At 62.0% G+C, this 17,108-nt stretch carries 16 protein-coding genes; 13 read left to right on the top strand and 3 right to left on the bottom strand.

The features are described 5' to 3' along the window. The first annotated feature begins 10 nt into the window (after positions 1-10). Positions 11-790, top strand: a complete 780-nt coding sequence (nagB, locus tag AC1Q6C_RS24285) for a glucosamine-6-phosphate deaminase (protein ID WP_003945641.1) — start codon at positions 11-13, stop codon at positions 788-790. 9 nt (positions 791-799) lie between these two features. Here the strand turns inward: nagB and AC1Q6C_RS24290 are convergent, their stop codons facing one another. The 3 genes from AC1Q6C_RS24290 to AC1Q6C_RS24300 form a co-directional block, all read right to left on the bottom strand. Beyond that, positions 800-2,431 carry a long-chain-fatty-acid--CoA ligase gene (locus tag AC1Q6C_RS24290; RefSeq protein WP_492666853.1) on the bottom strand — a complete coding sequence of 544 codons (1,632 nt, stop codon included), beginning with the start codon at positions 2,429-2,431 and terminating at the stop codon, positions 800-802. Positions 2,432-2,492: 61 nt separating this feature from the next. Beyond that, the gene (locus AC1Q6C_RS24295; protein WP_007734326.1) at positions 2,493-3,614 is read right to left on the bottom strand and encodes an acyl-CoA dehydrogenase family protein; all 1,122 of its coding nucleotides are present in this window, start codon (positions 3,612-3,614) and stop codon (positions 2,493-2,495) included. 12 nt (positions 3,615-3,626) lie between these two features. Next, entirely contained in the window at positions 3,627-4,808 is a 1,182-nt protein-coding gene (locus AC1Q6C_RS24300) for an acyl-CoA dehydrogenase family protein (protein ID WP_003945878.1), read from the bottom strand. A 265-nt stretch (positions 4,809-5,073) separates the two neighbouring features. Here AC1Q6C_RS24300 and AC1Q6C_RS24305 point away from each other — a divergent pair, with 265 nt between their 5' ends. The 12 genes from AC1Q6C_RS24305 (at position 5,074) to AC1Q6C_RS24360 (ending at position 17,047) form a co-directional block, all read left to right on the top strand. Further along, a complete protein-coding gene (locus AC1Q6C_RS24305; RefSeq protein ID WP_007734330.1) occupies positions 5,074-5,265 on the top strand; it encodes a ferredoxin in 192 nt (63 codons plus the stop codon). Between the two features lie 109 nt (positions 5,266-5,374). Next, positions 5,375-6,292, top strand: coding sequence for a 3-oxoacyl-ACP reductase (locus tag AC1Q6C_RS24310; RefSeq protein WP_007734334.1), 918 nt, complete (start codon positions 5,375-5,377; stop codon positions 6,290-6,292). Positions 6,293-6,794: 502 nt separating this feature from the next. Further along, positions 6,795-7,559, top strand: coding sequence for an MlaE family ABC transporter permease (locus AC1Q6C_RS24315; protein ID WP_003945687.1), 765 nt, complete (start codon positions 6,795-6,797; stop codon positions 7,557-7,559). Positions 7,560-7,623: 64 nt separating this feature from the next. Next, positions 7,624-8,475 (top strand): MlaE family ABC transporter permease, encoded by an 852-nt coding sequence (locus AC1Q6C_RS24320; protein ID WP_003945759.1) that lies wholly within the window; start codon positions 7,624-7,626, stop codon positions 8,473-8,475. Between the two features lie 11 nt (positions 8,476-8,486). After that, complete coding sequence (locus AC1Q6C_RS24325) at positions 8,487-9,671, top strand: MCE family protein (RefSeq protein ID WP_003945815.1); 1,185 nt, start codon at positions 8,487-8,489, stop codon at positions 9,669-9,671. After that, positions 9,671-10,690: an MCE family protein gene (locus AC1Q6C_RS24330; protein ID WP_007734337.1), complete on the top strand. Its 1,020-nt coding sequence runs from the start codon at positions 9,671-9,673 to the stop codon at positions 10,688-10,690. The genes AC1Q6C_RS24325 and AC1Q6C_RS24330 overlap by 1 nt, the downstream gene beginning before the upstream one ends. Further along, entirely contained in the window at positions 10,687-11,745 is a 1,059-nt protein-coding gene (locus tag AC1Q6C_RS24335; protein ID WP_003945728.1) for an MCE family protein, read from the top strand. The genes AC1Q6C_RS24330 and AC1Q6C_RS24335 overlap by 4 nt, the downstream gene beginning before the upstream one ends. Further along, positions 11,742-13,046, top strand: a complete 1,305-nt coding sequence (locus tag AC1Q6C_RS24340) for an MCE family protein (protein WP_007734341.1) — start codon at positions 11,742-11,744, stop codon at positions 13,044-13,046. The genes AC1Q6C_RS24335 and AC1Q6C_RS24340 overlap by 4 nt, the downstream gene beginning before the upstream one ends. Beyond that, entirely contained in the window at positions 13,046-14,293 is a 1,248-nt protein-coding gene (locus AC1Q6C_RS24345) for an MCE family protein (protein WP_042920418.1), read from the top strand. Before AC1Q6C_RS24340 ends, AC1Q6C_RS24345 begins: the two co-directional genes overlap by 1 nt. Beyond that, positions 14,290-15,684 (top strand): MCE family protein, encoded by a 1,395-nt coding sequence (locus AC1Q6C_RS24350; RefSeq protein ID WP_037132261.1) that lies wholly within the window; start codon positions 14,290-14,292, stop codon positions 15,682-15,684. Before AC1Q6C_RS24345 ends, AC1Q6C_RS24350 begins: the two co-directional genes overlap by 4 nt. Next, complete coding sequence (locus AC1Q6C_RS24355) at positions 15,684-16,502, top strand: Rv1363c family protein (RefSeq protein WP_116057208.1); 819 nt, start codon at positions 15,684-15,686, stop codon at positions 16,500-16,502. Before AC1Q6C_RS24350 ends, AC1Q6C_RS24355 begins: the two co-directional genes overlap by 1 nt. Further along, positions 16,499-17,047 carry a hypothetical protein gene (locus AC1Q6C_RS24360; RefSeq protein ID WP_007734345.1) on the top strand — a complete coding sequence of 183 codons (549 nt, stop codon included), beginning with the start codon at positions 16,499-16,501 and terminating at the stop codon, positions 17,045-17,047. The genes AC1Q6C_RS24355 and AC1Q6C_RS24360 overlap by 4 nt, the downstream gene beginning before the upstream one ends. Positions 17,048-17,108: the final 61 nt, after the last annotated feature.

Raw genomic sequence — 17,108 nt, forward strand, 5'->3', positions numbered from 1 at the left:
GAATCAACCGATGGAAATTGTCATTGTCGACAGTGCGGAGGCGGCCGGCACCGTTGTTGCCGACATCTTCGAACACGCGGTGCATTCAGGTGCACGGACTTTGGGCCTGGCGACAGGATCTTCACCGCTCTCGGTGTACCGCGAACTCGCGCGCCGTCACCGCGAGGAAGGGTTGAGTTTTGCCGGCGTGCAGGCGTTCCTGTTGGACGAATACGTCGGCCTGCCGGAAGGCCACCCTGAGTCGTATGCCCAGGTGATCCGAACGGAGCTGGTGAATCACCTGGACCTGGACGCGGCAAGGGTATTCAGCCCCGACGGAACCGCGTCGGATCCATTTGCCGCCGCGGCAGCCTACGACCGGGCGATTGCGTCGAATGGTCCGGTGGACGTACAACTTCTGGGCATCGGCGGCAACGGTCACATCGGTTTCAACGAACCGACGTCCTCGCTGAATTCGAGGACCCGGGTCAAGACGCTGACGGAACAGACTCGAACCGACAACGCCCGATTCTTCGAGAGTCCGGACGACGTACCACGGCACGTGATCACCCAGGGCCTCGGAACTATCTGCGAAGCAAAGCATCTGGTGATGATCGCGACCGGCGAGCACAAGGCCGCTGCGATTGCCGCTGCCGTCGAGGGGCCGCTGGCCGCGGTGTGCCCGGCATCGGTCCTCCAACTGCATCCACACGCGACGGTGGTGATCGACGATGCAGCGGCATCACAGCTTCGGCTCACCGAGTTCTACAAAACGGTGTCGGCGCACAAACCGCTTGCTCAGCACTACTGAGATATCGGGCTAGACGGGCTCTCGCGTCTTCTCGAGGCCGAGTGCCATTTCGGGAGTGAGTAATTGGAAGTCGGATTCTCCACGCCGTCGGATCCACACCGGATCGGAGGTGTTCCAGCGTTCGGCGCTCTGCGTTCGAGTGACCACCTTGAACGTCGCCGTTCTCGGGAACTCACTGCACACTCGGATCAAGGTCGGCTTCTGCTTCGGCCCGAGTTCCGGCCGGGAATCGATGTATTCGGCTACGGCTGCCGGGTCGAAGTTGTCGACATCGCCGACCGGAATCACCGACGCCATGACGCGGTCGCCGACGTCGCTGTCGGGGACTGCGTACACGGACACCTGCGCGAAGCCCGGGTAACCGACCAGGGAGCGTTCGATGGGTGCGGCACCGATGTTCTCGCCGTCCACTCGCAGCCAACCGGAACTGCGTCCCGCGAAGTAGACGTAACCGTCGACGTCGGTGTACGCCAGATCGCCACTCCAGTACTGGCCGTTGCGCATTCGCTCGGCGTCGGCTTCCGGGTTCTTGTAGTACCCGGCGAACGTGCCTGGGCCGGTGACATTGACCAGTTCACCAGTTGCCTGGTCGGCGTTGGTGATCCGGCCGTCGGCATCGAAGACTGCAGGCGGGCATGGCGCTCCGGTCTCGGGATCGAGGATCTTGACGCCGTCCGGGAGCAGTCCGAGGGCGCCGGGCCGGGGAACCGGTGCCGCGGAGATCGAAATGCCGCCCTCGGTGGAACCGAACCCGTCGATGACGCGAGCGTCGAAGCGCCGGACGAAGGTGGCGACGGCGGGCGCCGAACCCTCGTTGCCGTACATGATCTTCAAGGTGTTGTCCCGCTCGTTCGGCACCTCGGGGGTGGAAGCGATGAAGGACAACGGCTTTCCGACGTAGTTGGAGTACGTGATTCCGTACTTGTGAACGTCGGGTAGAAAACCCGAAGCGGAGAACTTGCGTCGCATGGCAATTCCCGCACGAGCGTGCAGCGCGACCGTCCACGCCGCCATCATCGCGTTGGAATGGAACATGGGCATCGCCATGTAGACGACGTCGTCGGCGCCGAGCCCGAAACGATCGGCAAGCATGACCCCGGGAGAGGCCAACTTGTGGTGCGTGCACCGAACCGCTTTGGGATCACCGCTGGTTCCGGAAGTGAAGATGAGCATCAACAGATCGTCGGGCTGCGCCGTCGATGCGTAGGCCGGCGTATCGGCGAAGGGCGCCAACAATTCCGCCCAGGCCGGAGAATCCACGTTGATCACCCGGACGTCGCCGAGATCGACCTCGTCGAGTAGATGTGCCTGGTTGTTCTCGGTGAAGATGACTTGGCAGTCGGAGAGCGCAATGTCTCGCGCCAATGCCGGGCCGCGCCTGGTCGTGTTCAGCCCGGCGGCGACCGAACCCGAGAACGATGCCGCTCCGAGCAGCAGCGAGAACTCGGGGACGTTCTCCATCAGAAGTCCGAAATGCCTGGGGCGCGTTCGATCGAGCAGCGTGTCCAGCAGCGCTGCTCGATCGAACGAGCCTTGAACGTGCTCGCGCCAGGTGATGACCTGGTCCTCGAAACGGATACCGCGGTCGTCGATCTCGCTGACTCCGAGGAGTAGATCGGAAACAGTGGGGCTCTGACTCATAGCTGCATCATCATCGATTCGTCTCGGACCAGGTCATGGATTTCCACTCGGTGGGACGCACTCAGGCAGGGACTGCGGCAAGTACCTTGCCGAGCGCGCGAAGCTGATCCGTTGCGTTGCCGAGCAGGAACTCGTGATGCTTGGCCGCGAGAAAGTAGCGGTGAACCGGATGGTCCTCGTCCAGACCGACACCGCCGTGAACGTGAACCGCAGTGTGCCCGACACGGTGTCCCGCATCTGCAGCCCAGAACTTGGCCGTCTGTACAGCGCCGTCGGAAGGAAGTCCTTCGCTCAGACGCCACGCGGCAGCCCACAGAGTCAGACGAACACCCTTGACGTCGATGTATCCGTCTGCGAGGCGCTGGGCCACTGCCTGGAAACTACCGATCGGTCGACCGAACTGCACACGCTCGGTGGCATATTCGGCGGTCAGCTTCAACGCTTGATCGAGCACTCCGTACTGGTAGGCGGTCGAACCGAGCTGAATTCGCTCGACGATCCACGCCGCGATGTCCGATCCCTGGGCAACCGAGCCGAGAACACGATCGGCCGGGATCTGCACCGAATCGAATTCGACGAGACCCGCGCTCGAGAAATCTGTGGTCGATTGCCTGGTAATGCTCACGCCCGCGTCCGACGGTTCGACGAGGAAGACCGCGACGCCGTCCTCGGTGATGGCGGGGACGAGGAACAGATCTGCGAGCGGTGCACTGTCGACGGTGATCTTGGCTCCGTCGATGCGCCAACCTTCGGCGGTCTTCTCGGCACGCGTGACGGGGTGGGCCGGGTCGTCGTTGTATTCCTCGGCGAGGGCCGCGGTGAGTACCTTCTCGCCGGCGGCGGCAGCGCTCGCCCAGTCGTCGCGCTGCTTGTCCGAGCCGAATTCGGCTATCGCTGCGGCGGACCCGACGATGGACGTCAGGAACGGAACAGCTGCGACGCCGCGGCCAAGTTCGGCCAGGATGCTGCACTGCTCGAGGACACCGAATCCGTCGCCGCCCACCGATTCCGGAAGGGCCGCACCGAGGACGCCGGCCGAAGCCAGCGCATTCCACAAGATGGCGTCGAAGCGGTCTTCCGCGGCGTCGAGTTCACGAAGGCGATCGTTGGTGACCAGTTCGGTGACTACGGATCGTGTCAGGCCGGACAGGTCCTGCTGGGCCTCGGTAAGGGTGAATTCCATGATCGTGGGTCCTTATCGCTTCGATGCGGGAAGCCGCAGAGCTGTCATTCCGATGATGTCGCGTTGCACTTCGTTGGTACCGCCGCCGAACGTCAGGATCAGCGAAGAACGATGCATACGTTCGATGCGGCCGCGCAGAAGAGCGCCGGGGGAGTTCTGCCTGATCGTGGCGGAGGATCCGAGGATTTCCATCAGCAAGCGGTAAGCCTCGGTGGCGAATTCGGTACCGAACACCTTGTTGGCGGACGCAGCTTCGGGGCCGGGAGCGTGATCGGTTGCGGAGGCGATTTCCCAGTTCATCAACTTCAGGTACTCGGCTTTGGCATGCACGCGAGCCAGATTGATCTGCACCCATTCCTGGTCGATCATGCGTCGGCCGTCGGGCAGCTTGGTGTTCTGTGCCCACTCGCGGACCTCACGCTGCGCGGTCAGAATCGGTCCGGCCGAGGTGAGGGCAACGCGCTCGTGGTTGAGCTGATTGGTGATCAGTGCCCAGCCGCCGTGTTCCTGACCCACGATCGACGACGCCGGGACCCGCACGTCCTGGTAGTAGGTGGCGCTGGTGTCGGGGCCGGCCATGGTGTGAACCGGTGTGTAGGAGAAGCCTTCTGCCGTGGTGGGGACGATCAGCATGCTGATTCCCTTGTGCTTCTTGGCTTCCGGATCGGTGCGGCACGCCAACCACACGTAATCGGCGTACTGGATCAGGCTGGTCCACATCTTCTGCCCGTTGATGACGTAATCGTCACCGTCACGGACCGCCGACGTGCGCAGAGAGGCCAGGTCGGTGCCGGCCTCGGGCTCGGAGTAGCCGATCGCGAAGTGGAGCTCACCGCGAGAGATCTTGGGCAGGAAGAAGGCCTTCTGCTCGTCCGTACCGAAATGCATGATTGTCGGCGCTACCGAATTGATCGTCAGGAACGGCACCGGTGCACCGGCGATGGCGGCTTCGTCGGTGAAGATCAGCTGGTCCATCGCGGAGCGTTCCTGTCCGCCGTACTCTTTCGGCCAACCCAGGGTGAGCCAGCCGTCCTGGCCCATCTGCGCGACGACTTCGCGGTACACATTGCCTTCGCCGTACTCACCCGTCGTGGCGGCGAGCGCTTCACGCCGCTCGGGAGTCATCAGTTGTGCGAAGTAGGCACGCAACTCCTCCTGGAGCTGTTGCTGCTCAGGGGTGTAGGTGATGTGCATGGTTACCTCTCCATAGAGATACGAATCAAAGCGTCAACCATTCGATTGACACAGGTTCTATCGATGCGTACATCGGCGACAAGGGGCGCCCTCGCCGTCGCCGGCGGATCGTTCGACGTCCGTTCTCGGTACTTTTTCGAATCATTGCACACGACTGAAACAGGTTCTAGTGTTATCGCCAGGAACGGTGTGCGGCACAGCCCTGCGGCACTCGTTTCGTATCCGTGTTCGTGTGAGCAGTTGTGAGTAGAGAAGAGGAATCGCCATGGAGGTCAGGGTTGATCTGGACCGTTGCGAGGCAAACGGTGTGTGCGTCGGGATCGCGCCCGATATTTTCGACCTCGACGACAACGAGGAGCTCGTGATCAGTTCTGTGCGCCCACCGGAGGATCGCTGGGAGGATGTCCGTTCCGCGATCGCTCAGTGCCCGCGCGCGGCACTGACCGAACATCCATGACGATGGTTGCCCAAAACAAGAACACGTTCTAAAGTTGCGAACTCGTGGGTCACGGCAATCGAGCCGGGTAACTCGACACACGACCGCAGAGAACCGGGAGAGCGCTTCGATGAATGCTGTGAACAGCCCAGAAACCAGTCTCGAAGGCAAGGTCGCCATCGTGACCGGTGCCGGATCGGGGCTCGGAAAGTTCGAGGCCATCGGTCTGGCGAAGGCCGGTGCTTCGTTGGTCGTCAACGATCTGGCCCCGAACGAGGCCGTCGAAGCGACGCTCGAGGAAATCCGTGGTCTCGGCGCCAAGGTCGAATTCGTGGCAGGCAACGTCGGTGAGCGTTCTACCGCCGACGCTCTGATGGAAGCAGCGCAGGGGCAGTTCGGCAGTGTCGACATCGTCGTCAACAATGCAGGGGTCGTACGCGACCGGATGCTGTTCAACATGTCCGACGAAGACTGGGATCTCGTACTCGAAGTGCACCTTCGCGGCCATTTCCTCTTGTGCCGCAACGCCGCTGCCTACTGGCGGGCGAAATCCAAGGAAGCCGGGGCGCCGGTGTACGGGCGCATCGTCAACACTTCTTCGGAGGCGGGTCTCCTCGGACCGGAAGGGCAGCCCAACTACGGCGCTGCAAAAGCCGGAATCACGGCGCTGACGTTGTCGGCCGCACGTGGGCTCTCGCGCTACGGCGTACGGGCCAACGCGATCTGCCCGCGGGCACGGACGTCGATGACCGAAGGTGTGTTCGGTGACGCGCCGGCCGACGGCATCGATCCACTCTCGCCCGAGCACGTGGCTTCGCTCGTCTCGTACCTGGCATCACCAGCGGCCGACGCCGTCAACGGTCAGGTATTCGTGGTGTACGGACCGATGGTTGCGCTGATGGCGGCGCCCGTCGTCGAGCAGAGGTTCGACGCAGAGGGAGATTCCTGGTCGCCGGAAACGCTGTCCGCGGTGATGGGTGACTACTTCGCTGACCGTGACCCGGCAAAGATGTTCTCGGCATCGGCGGCCCTGCGCGCGTTGGGCTGATCGACGGGTCTGATTCTCAGGTGCGCGACACGTAGAACCGTTGTTCACACTTAGACGGTCTACGTGTCCACTTCCTGGTAGAAATAGCGTGTTCACGAGTCGGTGGGCGCGGCACTCTGCCTGCGTTCTACAACGAGACCAACGGTCTCGAAAAAACTAGACTGTGTTCCAATTTTGCATTCCTGTGAACGATGCGGTATTCGATCGACGTGCCCGGTCAAGGCTGGCGCGGTAGCAGGGTCTCGATCCGGCGCCGATAAGCGCTGATCATTCAAAAGTATTAATTTCCAGGATATTTCGGCGAAATTCGCACCGAAAAGGGATGCTTCCCATGGCCCGAACCTTCGGGTTTCGGATCGTCGCCGTGAGGCTACTTCTTAGAGTTGGACACTTGTTTTTGACAGGTGAACACGTTCTAGTTAATATGACCTGAGTCACAAGCTGTCGGGGGCTGGACTATGAGAACAGACAGTACTGCGGCAACCAAGGACGAGGAGGGCGAATGGTAGACCTCGTCGAGGTGCCATTACGAGCGGTCGGTGGCTTCTTTCAGATGTCCGCCCAAACCTTGAGGGCAGTCTTCTCCCGCCCCTTCCAGCGTCAAGAGTTCATCGATCAGGCCTGGTTCGTGGCGCGAGTCTCGATGGTGCCGACGGTGCTGGTCGCAATCCCGTTCACGGTGCTGGTCAGCTTCACCATCAACATTCTCTTGCGCGAGATCGGTGCAGCCGACCTCAGCGGTGCCGGAGCTGCCCTCGGCACCGTCACGCAGGTCGGCCCCATCGTCACCGTGCTGATCGTCGCCGGCGCCGGCGCAACCGCCATCTGCGCGGATCTTTCGGCCCGAACCATCCGCGAAGAGATCGACGCCATGAAGGTGCTCGGGATCAATCCCATCCACCGGTTGGTCGTTCCCCGAGTGCTCGCGTCGACAGGTGTGGCGCTGCTCCTCAACGGACTGGTCTGCACCATCGGCATCCTCGGCGGTTTCGTCTTCTCCGTGTTCATCCAGGACGTGAACCCCGGCGCGTTCGTCAACGGCATCACACTGCTCACCGGATTCGGTGAGCTCATGCTCTCCATGGTCAAAGCAGGGCTGTTCGGCATGATCGCCGGCCTGGTTGCGGCCTACCTCGGACTCAACGTCAAAGGCGGCGCCAAGAGCGTCGGTGACGCGGTCAACCAGACCGTCGTGTTCGCGTTCATGGCGCTCTTCGTCGTCAACGTGCTCATCACGACCATCGGTATCAAGTTGACGGCCGGATGAGGCCCACGGCAGTCGGAGAGATCGAAGTGGACAGAACGACAAACGACAGACGGGAGGAGATCTGATGGCGTTGGCCGCAGCGGGACGCTTCCCGCGCACACGTCGACAGATCGGTTCGATCTCTCGCAGTATCGACAGCATCGGTGATCAAGCGCTGTTCTTCGCGAAGGCTCTCGGTCACGCTCCCAAGGCGCTGATGCGCTATCCACGTGAAACTCTGCGACTGATCGCCGAGATCAGCATGGGCACCGGTGCGCTCGCCGTCATCGGTGGCACCGTCGTGATCGTCGGATTCCTGACACTGTTCACCGGTGGCACCATCGCCGTTCAGGGCTACAGCTCGCTGGGCAACATCGGCGTCGAAGCACTGACGGGCTTCTTCGCCGCCTTCATCAACGTTCGCATCGCAGCGCCGGTCATCGCCGGAATCGGCCTCGCCGCGACCATCGGCGCCGGCTCCACCGCGCAGCTCGGTGCGATGCGCGTCTCCGAAGAGATCGACGCGCTGGAGACGATGGCGATCCCGTCGATTCCGTATCTGGTCAGCACCCGCGTCATGGCCGGCATGATCGCGATCATCCCGCTGTACTCACTGGCGGTGATCGCGTCGTTCGTCGCCAGCCGCTTTGCGACGGTGTTCCTCTACAACCAGTCCGGCGGCGTGTACGACCACTACTTCACGACCTTCCTGATACCCACGGACATACTGTGGTCGTTCGCCCAGGCGATAGTCATGGCGCTGGCCGTCATGCTCATCCACACCTACTACGGCTTCAACGCAACCGGTGGCCCGGTCGGCGTCGGTGTCGCGGTGGGTAACGCAGTGCGCGCCTCGTTGATCGCGGTCGTCACGGTCACCCTGCTCATCTCACTCGCCATCTACGGCGGGTCCGGCAACTTCAACCTGTCGGGATAGGCGGGCAAGCGATGACCGTACCCAGATGGCACAAGAAGTTGGCCGCAGCCGGCCTGGTCCTCGGACTCGTGGCGATCGTCGCCGTTGCTCTCACCATGTTCTCGGGTGGGTTCACCAAGAGCACGCCCATCACCGTGACGTCCACGCGTGCCGGCCTCGTCATGGAACCCAATGCCAAGGTGAAGTTGCGCGGAGTGCAGGTCGGCCGCGTCGAGTCGATCTCACTCGTCGGGGACCAGGCAAACCTGAAGTTGGCGATGGATCCGGGCCAGATGTCGAAGATTCCGTCGAACGCCCGGGTGGAGATCAAGACCACCACGGTGTTCGGTGCGAAGTACGTCAACATCGTGATCCCCGACGATCCGTCGACTCAGCCGATCCAGGAGGGTGCTGTCATCGCTTCGGACAGCGTCACCGTCGAGTTCAACAGTGTCTTCGAACATCTTTCGGACGTGCTCGCGAAGATCGAACCGGAAAAGCTCAACGCCACACTCGGCGCGATCTCCACCGCACTCAACGGGCGCGGCGAGTCGCTGGGTGAGGTTCTCGAGCTCGGTGACACCTATCTGAAGAAGATGAATCCGGTTCTGCCGCAGCTCCAGGAAGACTTGGTCGGCGCCGCCGATGTCACCAATCTGTACGCCGACGTGGCACCGGATCTGATGCGCATCCTCGACAATGCCACCGCGACAAGCGGATCGATCGTGGCCGAGCAGGCAAACCTCGACTTGCTGTTGCTCAACGTCACCGGCCTCGCGGACACCGGCAACGCGTTGTTGACCGACAACGAGCAGAACCTGACCACCGCCCTCGACACTCTGACCGCGACGACGACCCTGCTCGACAAGTACTCGTCGGGTCTGACGTGCTTCATCGTCGGATTGAACGACGGTCGGATCAAGTTCGAGCCACTGGCAGGCACCGGGGACAAAGCGGCGCTGATGCTGAGTGCGAGCTTCATGTACGGCGCCGAGGCGTACCAGAATCCGCAATCTCTCCCCAAGGTCGCGGCCTCCGGCGGACCCAATTGTTATGGTCTGCCCGAATTCGATCCGAAGGTCGACGGGCATGCACCGTTCGCAGTCACCAACACCGGCAACGTGCCCTTCGTTCCCAACACCGAACTGCGCGTTACCGTGCCGACCATTTTCCAGTATCTCTTCGGTGACTCCTACGAGCAGGAAGACGGGAAGTGATGAGACCGACCACGGTCAAGCTGCTGATTTTCACCGTCGTCATGGCGGTCATCTTCGCCGGACTGGCGATCGTCTTCAGTCAGGTGCGCTTCAGCAGCAGCAACGGATTTCACGCCACCTTCTCGGACGTCTCGGGACTCAAGTCCGGCGACAAGGTCCGCATCGCCGGTGTTCCTGTCGGGTCGGTCACCGGAGTGTCCATCGGTGACTCCAACCAGGCCGAGGTCGAGTTCGACGTCGACACCAAGTACTCGCTGATGAAGAGCACCAAAGCGACTGTGCGCTACGAGAACCTGGTGGGCGATCGCTACATGGAACTGCTCGAGGGCGCCGGTTCCACCGAGACGCTTCCGTCGGGAGGATCCATTCCGGTCGATCAGACGTCGCCCGCTCTCGATCTGGATCTGCTGCTCGGCGGATTCAAGCCGCTGCTTCGTTCGCTCGACCCGCAGCAGGTCAACGACCTCTCCGGGGCCCTGCTGCAGGTACTCCAGGGCCAGGGCGGAACGCTGGTTTCGTTGCTGGGAAACACCAGTTCGTTCACCAGCACGTTGGCGGACCGAGACCAGCTGATCGGGGACGTCATCACCAATCTCAACGACGTACTCGGCACCATCAACGACAAGGGCGATCAGTTCTCCACCACGATCGATCAGCTCCAGCAGTTGGTCAGTGGATTGGCGAAGGACAGTGGCCCGATCGGTAATTCGATCACCGAGATCGCCGGTGCCACGGGAGATCTCGCGTCGTTGCTGCAGGCGACACGTCCGGACATCCAGACGCTGATCGGGGAGACCAACCGAACGATGACGCAGCTGGACCTGGGCAAGGACGACATCAACACCGCTCTCGATCGTCTGCCGTCCGACTACCGGAAGCTGATCCGAGTGGGCACGTACGGAGCGTTCTTCCAGTTCTATCTGTGCGCCAACACTTTCAAGTTCTCCGGACCCGACGGGACGACGATCATCTTGCCCACGGCAGTTCAGGACACGGGAAGGTGCGCAAAAGTCTCATGACCCCAACCCGTGAACGTAATCCGGTACAGATCGGTGTCATCGGTCTCGTCCTGGCGGTGGCAACCGTCGGTGCCGCGCTTCAATACGATCAACTCCAGTTCATCAACGGTGGCATTCGCTACTCGGCGTACTTCCAAGATGCCGGCGGCCTGGTCACCGGCGACGACGTGACCATGGCCGGCGTGAAGGTCGGCAAGGTCAGCGACGTCGAACTCGACGACCAGAAGGTGTTGGTCACCTTCACCGTTCAGGACGGTGTCGCCCTGGGCGAGCAGACAGCGGCTGATATCAAGACCAACACGGTTCTCGGGCGAAAGTCGTTGGCGGTACGGCCGGAAGGATCCGGACTGTTGCGGACGGACACGCCGATTCCGGTCGAACGCACCAACTCCCCGTACTCGCTCAACGACGCTCTGGGTGACCTCGGGACAACGGTGTCCGAACTCGACACGGAACAGATCAACGATTCGCTCAACGCGATCTCGGACACGCTGGCCGATACTCCGCCCGAACTGCGCACCGCGTTGGACGGAATGACGCGGCTTTCGCAGAGCATCAACTCACGCGACGAGAGCCTGCTCCAATTGCTCTCGCGGGCCGAAGATGTCACCAAGATCCTCTCCGACAGAAGCGGTCAGATCGATTCGTTGCTGGTCGACGGCAACAAGCTGTTTGCCGAACTGAGCTTGCGGCGTGACGCGATCAGCGAACTGATCGTCAACACCGGCGCAGTCTCACGTCAACTGTCAGCGCTGGTGCAGGAGAACGAGGCTCAGATGGGGCCGACCCTCGAGAAGCTGAATTCGGTCGCCGAGGTTCTCCAGCAGAACAAGGACAACATCGCGGGAGCGCTCGACGGACTCGGACCGTACATCACCGCGCTCGGTGAGACCGTGGCCAGCGGCCCGTTCTTCGACGCCTTCATCATCAACATTCTGCCGAGCAACTGGTGGAAGACCCTGGTGGACACCAGCGTCGCGCCCGAGCAGGTTCCGGGCGACCTGGAAGACTTCTTCCCCGGTATTCCACCGACGATCAGGGGGCCGGGAGAATGACCGAGACCATGACTTCACAGGATCCACAGGGCTCCACCAACCCACGCAAGAAGTGGGTGCTGATCGGAGCGGGTGTGCTGGTCGCGCTGCTCGTCGCCGGTGCGGCCTACCTCTTCATCCCTGGCCTGGGCAAGACCAAGATCTCCGCGCACTTCGTCTCGACCACCGGTCTCTACGAGGGCGATGTCGTGCGAGTGCTCGGTGTCAACGTCGGCAAGGTGACCAAGATCGAACCGCGTGATCGGGACACCTACGTCGAGATGAAGATCGATTCGAGCGTCGACGTTCCGGCAGATGCCAAGGCGCTCATCGTTGCTCAAAGCCTCGTGTCCGCACGCTTCGTGCAATTGACCCCCGTGTACTCCGGCGGGGAACAGATGCCCAACGGCGGCGAGATCCCGATCGAGCGCACCGCCGTTCCGGTGGAGTGGGACGAGATCAAGACCGAACTGACCAAACTGTCGGACGCACTCGGACCGGAGGGTCTGGACGATCAGGGTTCCCTCGGTCGATTCATCGACACCGTGGGAACGAACCTCGACGGTAACGGTGAGTCGATTCGGTCGACGCTGCGCGAACTCTCGGCCACGATGCACACGCTGTCCGAAGGCCGGACCGATTTGTTCTCCACCATTCGGAACCTGCAGGCGTTTGTCACTGCGTTGTCCTCGAGCAACGAGCAGATCGTGCAGTTCAGCGGTCACCTCGCTTCGGTGACAAGCGTTCTCGCAAGCAGCTCCGACGAGTTGGGTACCGCCCTCAGTGATCTCGACCTGGCCGTCGGCGACGTCCAGCGGTTCGTCAAGGACAACAGCGAGGGACTGAGCGAATCGGTTGCGCGTCTCGCCGATGCCACTCAGGTACTGACTGACAAGCGCCCGGAGATCGAGCAGGTTCTGCACTCCGGACCGACGTCGCTTGCCAACTTCTATCAGATCTACAAGCCGGCTCAGGGCAGTATGACCGGCGCAATTGCACTGAGTAACTTCAAGAATCCGATCCAGTGGATCTGTGGTTCCATCGAAGGTATCGAGAGTGGTAACTCCCAGAACAGTGCCGACCTGTGTAAGCAGTACCTCGGGCCGGTGCTCAGCACGATGATCGGCAACTACCCCGGATTCCTGTTCAACCCGGTCGCGGGCGTGCAGGCTTTCCCGGATCAGATCGTCTACACCGAACCGGGATTGGAAGCGGCAAGTCAGAATCAGCCGGAAACCGTCGCAGGACCGATGTCGGGTGCTCCCATGACGAGTGTTCCCAAGGATCTCGCCGAACTCTTCAACATGGGCGGAGGGAACTGATGCGGGTAGCTCGCAAGACCACGGTTGCCGTGTTGGCCACGGCAGTGGCACTCGGCGCCAGCGGTTGTGAATGGAACGGTCTCAACTCGGTGCCGATGCCAGGCACTCAAGGCCGGGGCGAAGGCGCATACGAGGTTCAGATCGAGATGCCGAACGTGACTACACTGTCGCAGAATTCGCCCGTCCGGGTGGATGACGTGGCAGTGGGAAGCGTTTCGAACATCGAGGTTCAAGGCTGGCACGCTCTGGTGACGGTGTCGCTGAATCCCGAGGTTCAGTTGCCGGCCAACGCGACGGCAAAAATCGGTCAGACCAGCTTGCTCGGCTCTCAGCACATCGAGTTGGCGCCGCCGGTAGGGGAGGAGCCCGAGGGCCGACTCGAAGCCGGTGACCTGATTCCGATCGAGCGGGCGGGCGCTTACCCGACGACGGAACAGACGCTGTCGTCGCTGTCGGTTGTTCTCAACGGCGGCGGTCTCGCTCAGGTTCAGGACATCACGAAGGAACTCAACGCCGCTCTCGGTGGGCGTGAAGATTCGGTTCGCGACCTCCTGCCTCAGCTCGATCAGCTGGTCGGCAGTCTGGACAAGCAACGGGGCGACATCGTTTCGGCGATGGAGGGACTCGATCGACTGTCCTCGACGGTCCAGGCCCAGCACGACACCCTGAACAAAGCGCTCGAAGGTATTCCGCCGGCACTCGAGGTTCTTGTCGCTCAGCGTCAGGACATCACCAACGCCTTGACCTCCCTCGGTGGTCTCAGCGAGGTGGCCAGTCGCGTTATCCAGGAGAGCGGTGACGATTTCGCGACCAACGTTCGCGCGTTGTCGCCGACTCTGAAAGCGTTGGCGGATTCGGGCAACGCTCTCACGCAGGTTCTCGGAGTCCTCTTGACGTTCCCGTTCCCACAGAACGGAATCGACAACGTCATTCGCGGTGACTACGCCAACCTGGCCATGACCATCGACATCTCGCTGCCCCGACTGGACGCGAACTTCCTCACCGGAACTCCGTTGGCCGGAACACTCTCCGGACCAGAAGGCGTGTTGGGTAAGCAGGCTGGGCTGGCCGGACAGACAGGCAACCCGTTGAGCGATCCGCTCAAGCCTGCCGCACCGCCCGCACAGGCCCCTGCCGGACAGGCTCCCGCAGGACAGGCTCCGGCAGCGGATCCGAATACCATTCAGATTCCGGGACTTCCGCCGATCAACATTCCAGGACTTCCTCAGGGGGCACCGGCACCATGATGCTCACAAAGTTCGTCCGCATCCAGCTCATCATCTTCGCCGTCTTGACGGTCGTCGGTTTGATCGTGATGGCCACTCAGTACGTGCGTGTTCCCGCTATGGTCGGTATCGGCCGATACGACGTCACCGTCGAATTGCCCGCCACCGGTGGGCTGTACAAGAACTCGAACGTCACCTACCGCGGTCAGACCATCGGCGTCGTGAACGCGGTGGAGTTGTCGGAAACGGGCGTGAATGCGCGTCTGTCTCTCGAGAGCGGCGTCAAGGTGCCCTCGGACGTCGACGCTGCGGTCAAGAGTGTGTCGGCGATCGGCGAGCAGTTCGTCGATCTGATTCCGCACACCGACAGCTCCGGAGCGATCGTGGTCGACGGGCATCTGGAAAACGGATCGGTGATTCCCGAAGACCGAACCAGCATTCCGCAGGATGTCGGCGCGATGCTCGATCAGGCAGATGTGTTGCTGCAGAGCATTTCCGACACCAAGCTCAAGACTGTCATCGACGAATCCTTCAAGGCGTTCAACGGTGCCGGCCCGGATCTGCAGAAGCTGATCGACTCGGCTCGGCTGTTCGTCGAGGAGGCGAACAACAACTCCGACGCGACCAAGACCCTGATCGAGCAGGCCGGTCCACTCCTGGACACCCAGGTGGTCAGCAGCGACGCCATCCGTTCCTGGACAAGCAATCTGGTGACGTTCACCGATCAGCTCCGAGCCAGCGACCCTGATCTGCGTGCCGTCATCCAGAAGGGGCCGGCGGCAGCGGCGGAGGCGAATGCTCTTCTGCAAGACATGCAGCCGACATTGCCGATTCTTCTGGCGAACCTCGTGTCCGTCGGACAGGTCGGCGTGATCTACAACAACGCGATCGAGCAGATTCTGGTCATCTACCCGCCGCTGGCCGCGGCGCTGGTCACGGTGGCAGGCTCCGGCCCGGCTGCGGATGGTGCACTGGTGGACTTCCACATGGAGGTCAACGACCCGCCGCCGTGCACTACAGGATTCCTGCCCGCAGAGCAGTGGCGCAGTCCGAAGGACGAATCACCGATCGAGACGCCGTCGGATCTCTTCTGCCAGGTTGCCCAGGATTCGCCGATCGCCGTGCGCGGCGCGAGAAACCTTCCCTGCGAGGAGTATCCGGGACGTCGTGCGCCGACGGTCGAACAGTGCCGTTCCGGCTACGTACCGATGGGCACGAACCCGCAATCCGGGCCTCCGGAACCGATTACCGCGACCCCGAGCTCGTACACGTCGACGCCTTCGGTCTCGGCTCGTCGGTACGATCCGATTACAGGCACGTACATCGGGCCGGACGGAAGGACGTACTCGCAACCGAACCTCGGTGGCGGCGACGTCAGTCTCGAACAGTTCATGAAGGGTCAGCAGGGTTGATGACAGACGAAGATCCACAGGCCGGGCAGCGGGTGCGCCGTCGCGCGTCCCGCAGCGCCGGACCCACGGGTGCGGATGCAGACGCTGCCGCGGTAGTAGTGCCCACCGAAAAGAAGTCGGCCGAACAGAAGCCAGCCGAGCAGAAGGCGGCCGAGCAGAAGCCGGCCGAGCAGAAGCCAGCTGAGCAGAAGGCGGCGGCGCCAGTTGCTTTGGGCAAGCCCGATACTCCACCTGAGAAGGTCGTCAGCGGTGATCAGGTCACGACCGAGGCTGAGCCGACCGGTACCGCCGAAACCCCCGCAGAAACTGCTGTGGACACCCCTTTTCGTTCGAAGCCCAAGGCCGGGTTGGTAGTCGGGATCGCCATTGCTTCGGTGATCGCTGTTGCTCTTGCGGCCCTGACGGTGATTCTCCTCGTCGACCGGAACAAGGCGTCCAATGCCGACGAGGACCGAGCCCGCTACGTGGCCGGTGCCCGGACCACCGCACTGAATCTGACGACACTGCACGCGGATACAGCGGCTGCCGACCTCGACAAGTTCCTCGCCGGCACCACCGACGAGTTCAAGTCGCAGTTCGACGGACGCAAGGATTCGTTTGTCAACGTCCTCGGGCAGGCCGGAGTTCAGACCGACGGCGAGGTGCTCGAAGCCGGGTTCGAGAAATCCGACGGCGATTGCGGGACTTCATTGGTCGCGGTGCGTGCGATGCAGAAGAACGGCGACGAAGCGCCCGCTGAACGCAACTACCGACTCCGAATCACCATGTGCGACGTCGACGGGCAGTTGCTTGCCTCGAATGTGGAGTTTGTGCCATGACCCCAGAAGTGAACCCCGAGACGTCCAAGCAAGTTTCGCCGAAGCCGAAGCGCGCCTCACCGCTCGCCATCATCCTGTGCGTCATCAGTGCAGTGGCCATCGCGTTGGCGGCAGTGTCGGCGTATCTCTACTTCGGTCCGGACGGAACGCGTGACACCGCAGCGATCGATCAGACCAGAGACGAAGTGGCACAGGCCTCTTCCGATCAGGCGGTAGCGATGTTCCAGTACGACTACAACAACGTCGACCAGCAGTTGCATGCAGCCACAGACGGTTTGACGGGCGATTTTCAAGGCACGTTCACCAACCTGATCGAATCGGTGATCATTCCGGGAGCCAAGGAAAAGTCGCTGACCGTTCAGGTCGTCGTCCAGGGCGCCGCGGTTCTCGACGCCGAGGCAGACAGCGCGACGACGATGCTGTTCCTCAATCAGATCACGACGTCTTCGGAATCGCCCGAAGCCGTTGCCAGTGGCAGTCGCGTGAAGATGAGTCTGGAGAAGCAGGACGGGCGTTGGCTCGTGAACAACGTCCAACCCTTCTGATCAAACACACGAAGGCTGGAGTCGGGTACGAAAGAGGCTGGGGCCGCGGAGATTCACTCTC

It is taken from the genome of Rhodococcus sp. MT28 (genome assembly GCF_058792695.1).

Bases quoted from the DNA above. Each gene is read 5' to 3' on its own strand.
- nagB (WP_003945641.1), top strand. From the start codon at position 11: ATGGAAATTGTCATTGTCGACAGTGCGGAGGCGGCCGGCACCGTTGTT.
- AC1Q6C_RS24290 (WP_492666853.1), bottom strand. From the start codon at position 2,431: ATGAGTCAGAGCCCCACTGTTTCCGATCTACTCCTCGGAGTCAGCGAG.
- AC1Q6C_RS24295 (WP_007734326.1), bottom strand. From the start codon at position 3,614: ATGGAATTCACCCTTACCGAGGCCCAGCAGGACCTGTCCGGCCTGACA.
- AC1Q6C_RS24300 (WP_003945878.1), bottom strand. From the start codon at position 4,808: ATGCACATCACCTACACCCCTGAGCAGCAACAGCTCCAGGAGGAGTTG.
- AC1Q6C_RS24305 (WP_007734330.1), top strand. From the start codon at position 5,074: ATGGAGGTCAGGGTTGATCTGGACCGTTGCGAGGCAAACGGTGTGTGC.
- AC1Q6C_RS24310 (WP_007734334.1), top strand. From the start codon at position 5,375: ATGAATGCTGTGAACAGCCCAGAAACCAGTCTCGAAGGCAAGGTCGCC.
- AC1Q6C_RS24315 (WP_003945687.1), top strand. From the start codon at position 6,795: ATGGTAGACCTCGTCGAGGTGCCATTACGAGCGGTCGGTGGCTTCTTT.
- AC1Q6C_RS24320 (WP_003945759.1), top strand. From the start codon at position 7,624: ATGGCGTTGGCCGCAGCGGGACGCTTCCCGCGCACACGTCGACAGATC.
- AC1Q6C_RS24325 (WP_003945815.1), top strand. From the start codon at position 8,487: ATGACCGTACCCAGATGGCACAAGAAGTTGGCCGCAGCCGGCCTGGTC.
- AC1Q6C_RS24330 (WP_007734337.1), top strand. From the start codon at position 9,671: ATGAGACCGACCACGGTCAAGCTGCTGATTTTCACCGTCGTCATGGCG.
- AC1Q6C_RS24335 (WP_003945728.1), top strand. From the start codon at position 10,687: ATGACCCCAACCCGTGAACGTAATCCGGTACAGATCGGTGTCATCGGT.
- AC1Q6C_RS24340 (WP_007734341.1), top strand. From the start codon at position 11,742: ATGACCGAGACCATGACTTCACAGGATCCACAGGGCTCCACCAACCCA.
- AC1Q6C_RS24345 (WP_042920418.1), top strand. From the start codon at position 13,046: ATGCGGGTAGCTCGCAAGACCACGGTTGCCGTGTTGGCCACGGCAGTG.
- AC1Q6C_RS24350 (WP_037132261.1), top strand. From the start codon at position 14,290: ATGATGCTCACAAAGTTCGTCCGCATCCAGCTCATCATCTTCGCCGTC.
- AC1Q6C_RS24355 (WP_116057208.1), top strand. From the start codon at position 15,684: ATGACAGACGAAGATCCACAGGCCGGGCAGCGGGTGCGCCGTCGCGCG.
- AC1Q6C_RS24360 (WP_007734345.1), top strand. From the start codon at position 16,499: ATGACCCCAGAAGTGAACCCCGAGACGTCCAAGCAAGTTTCGCCGAAG.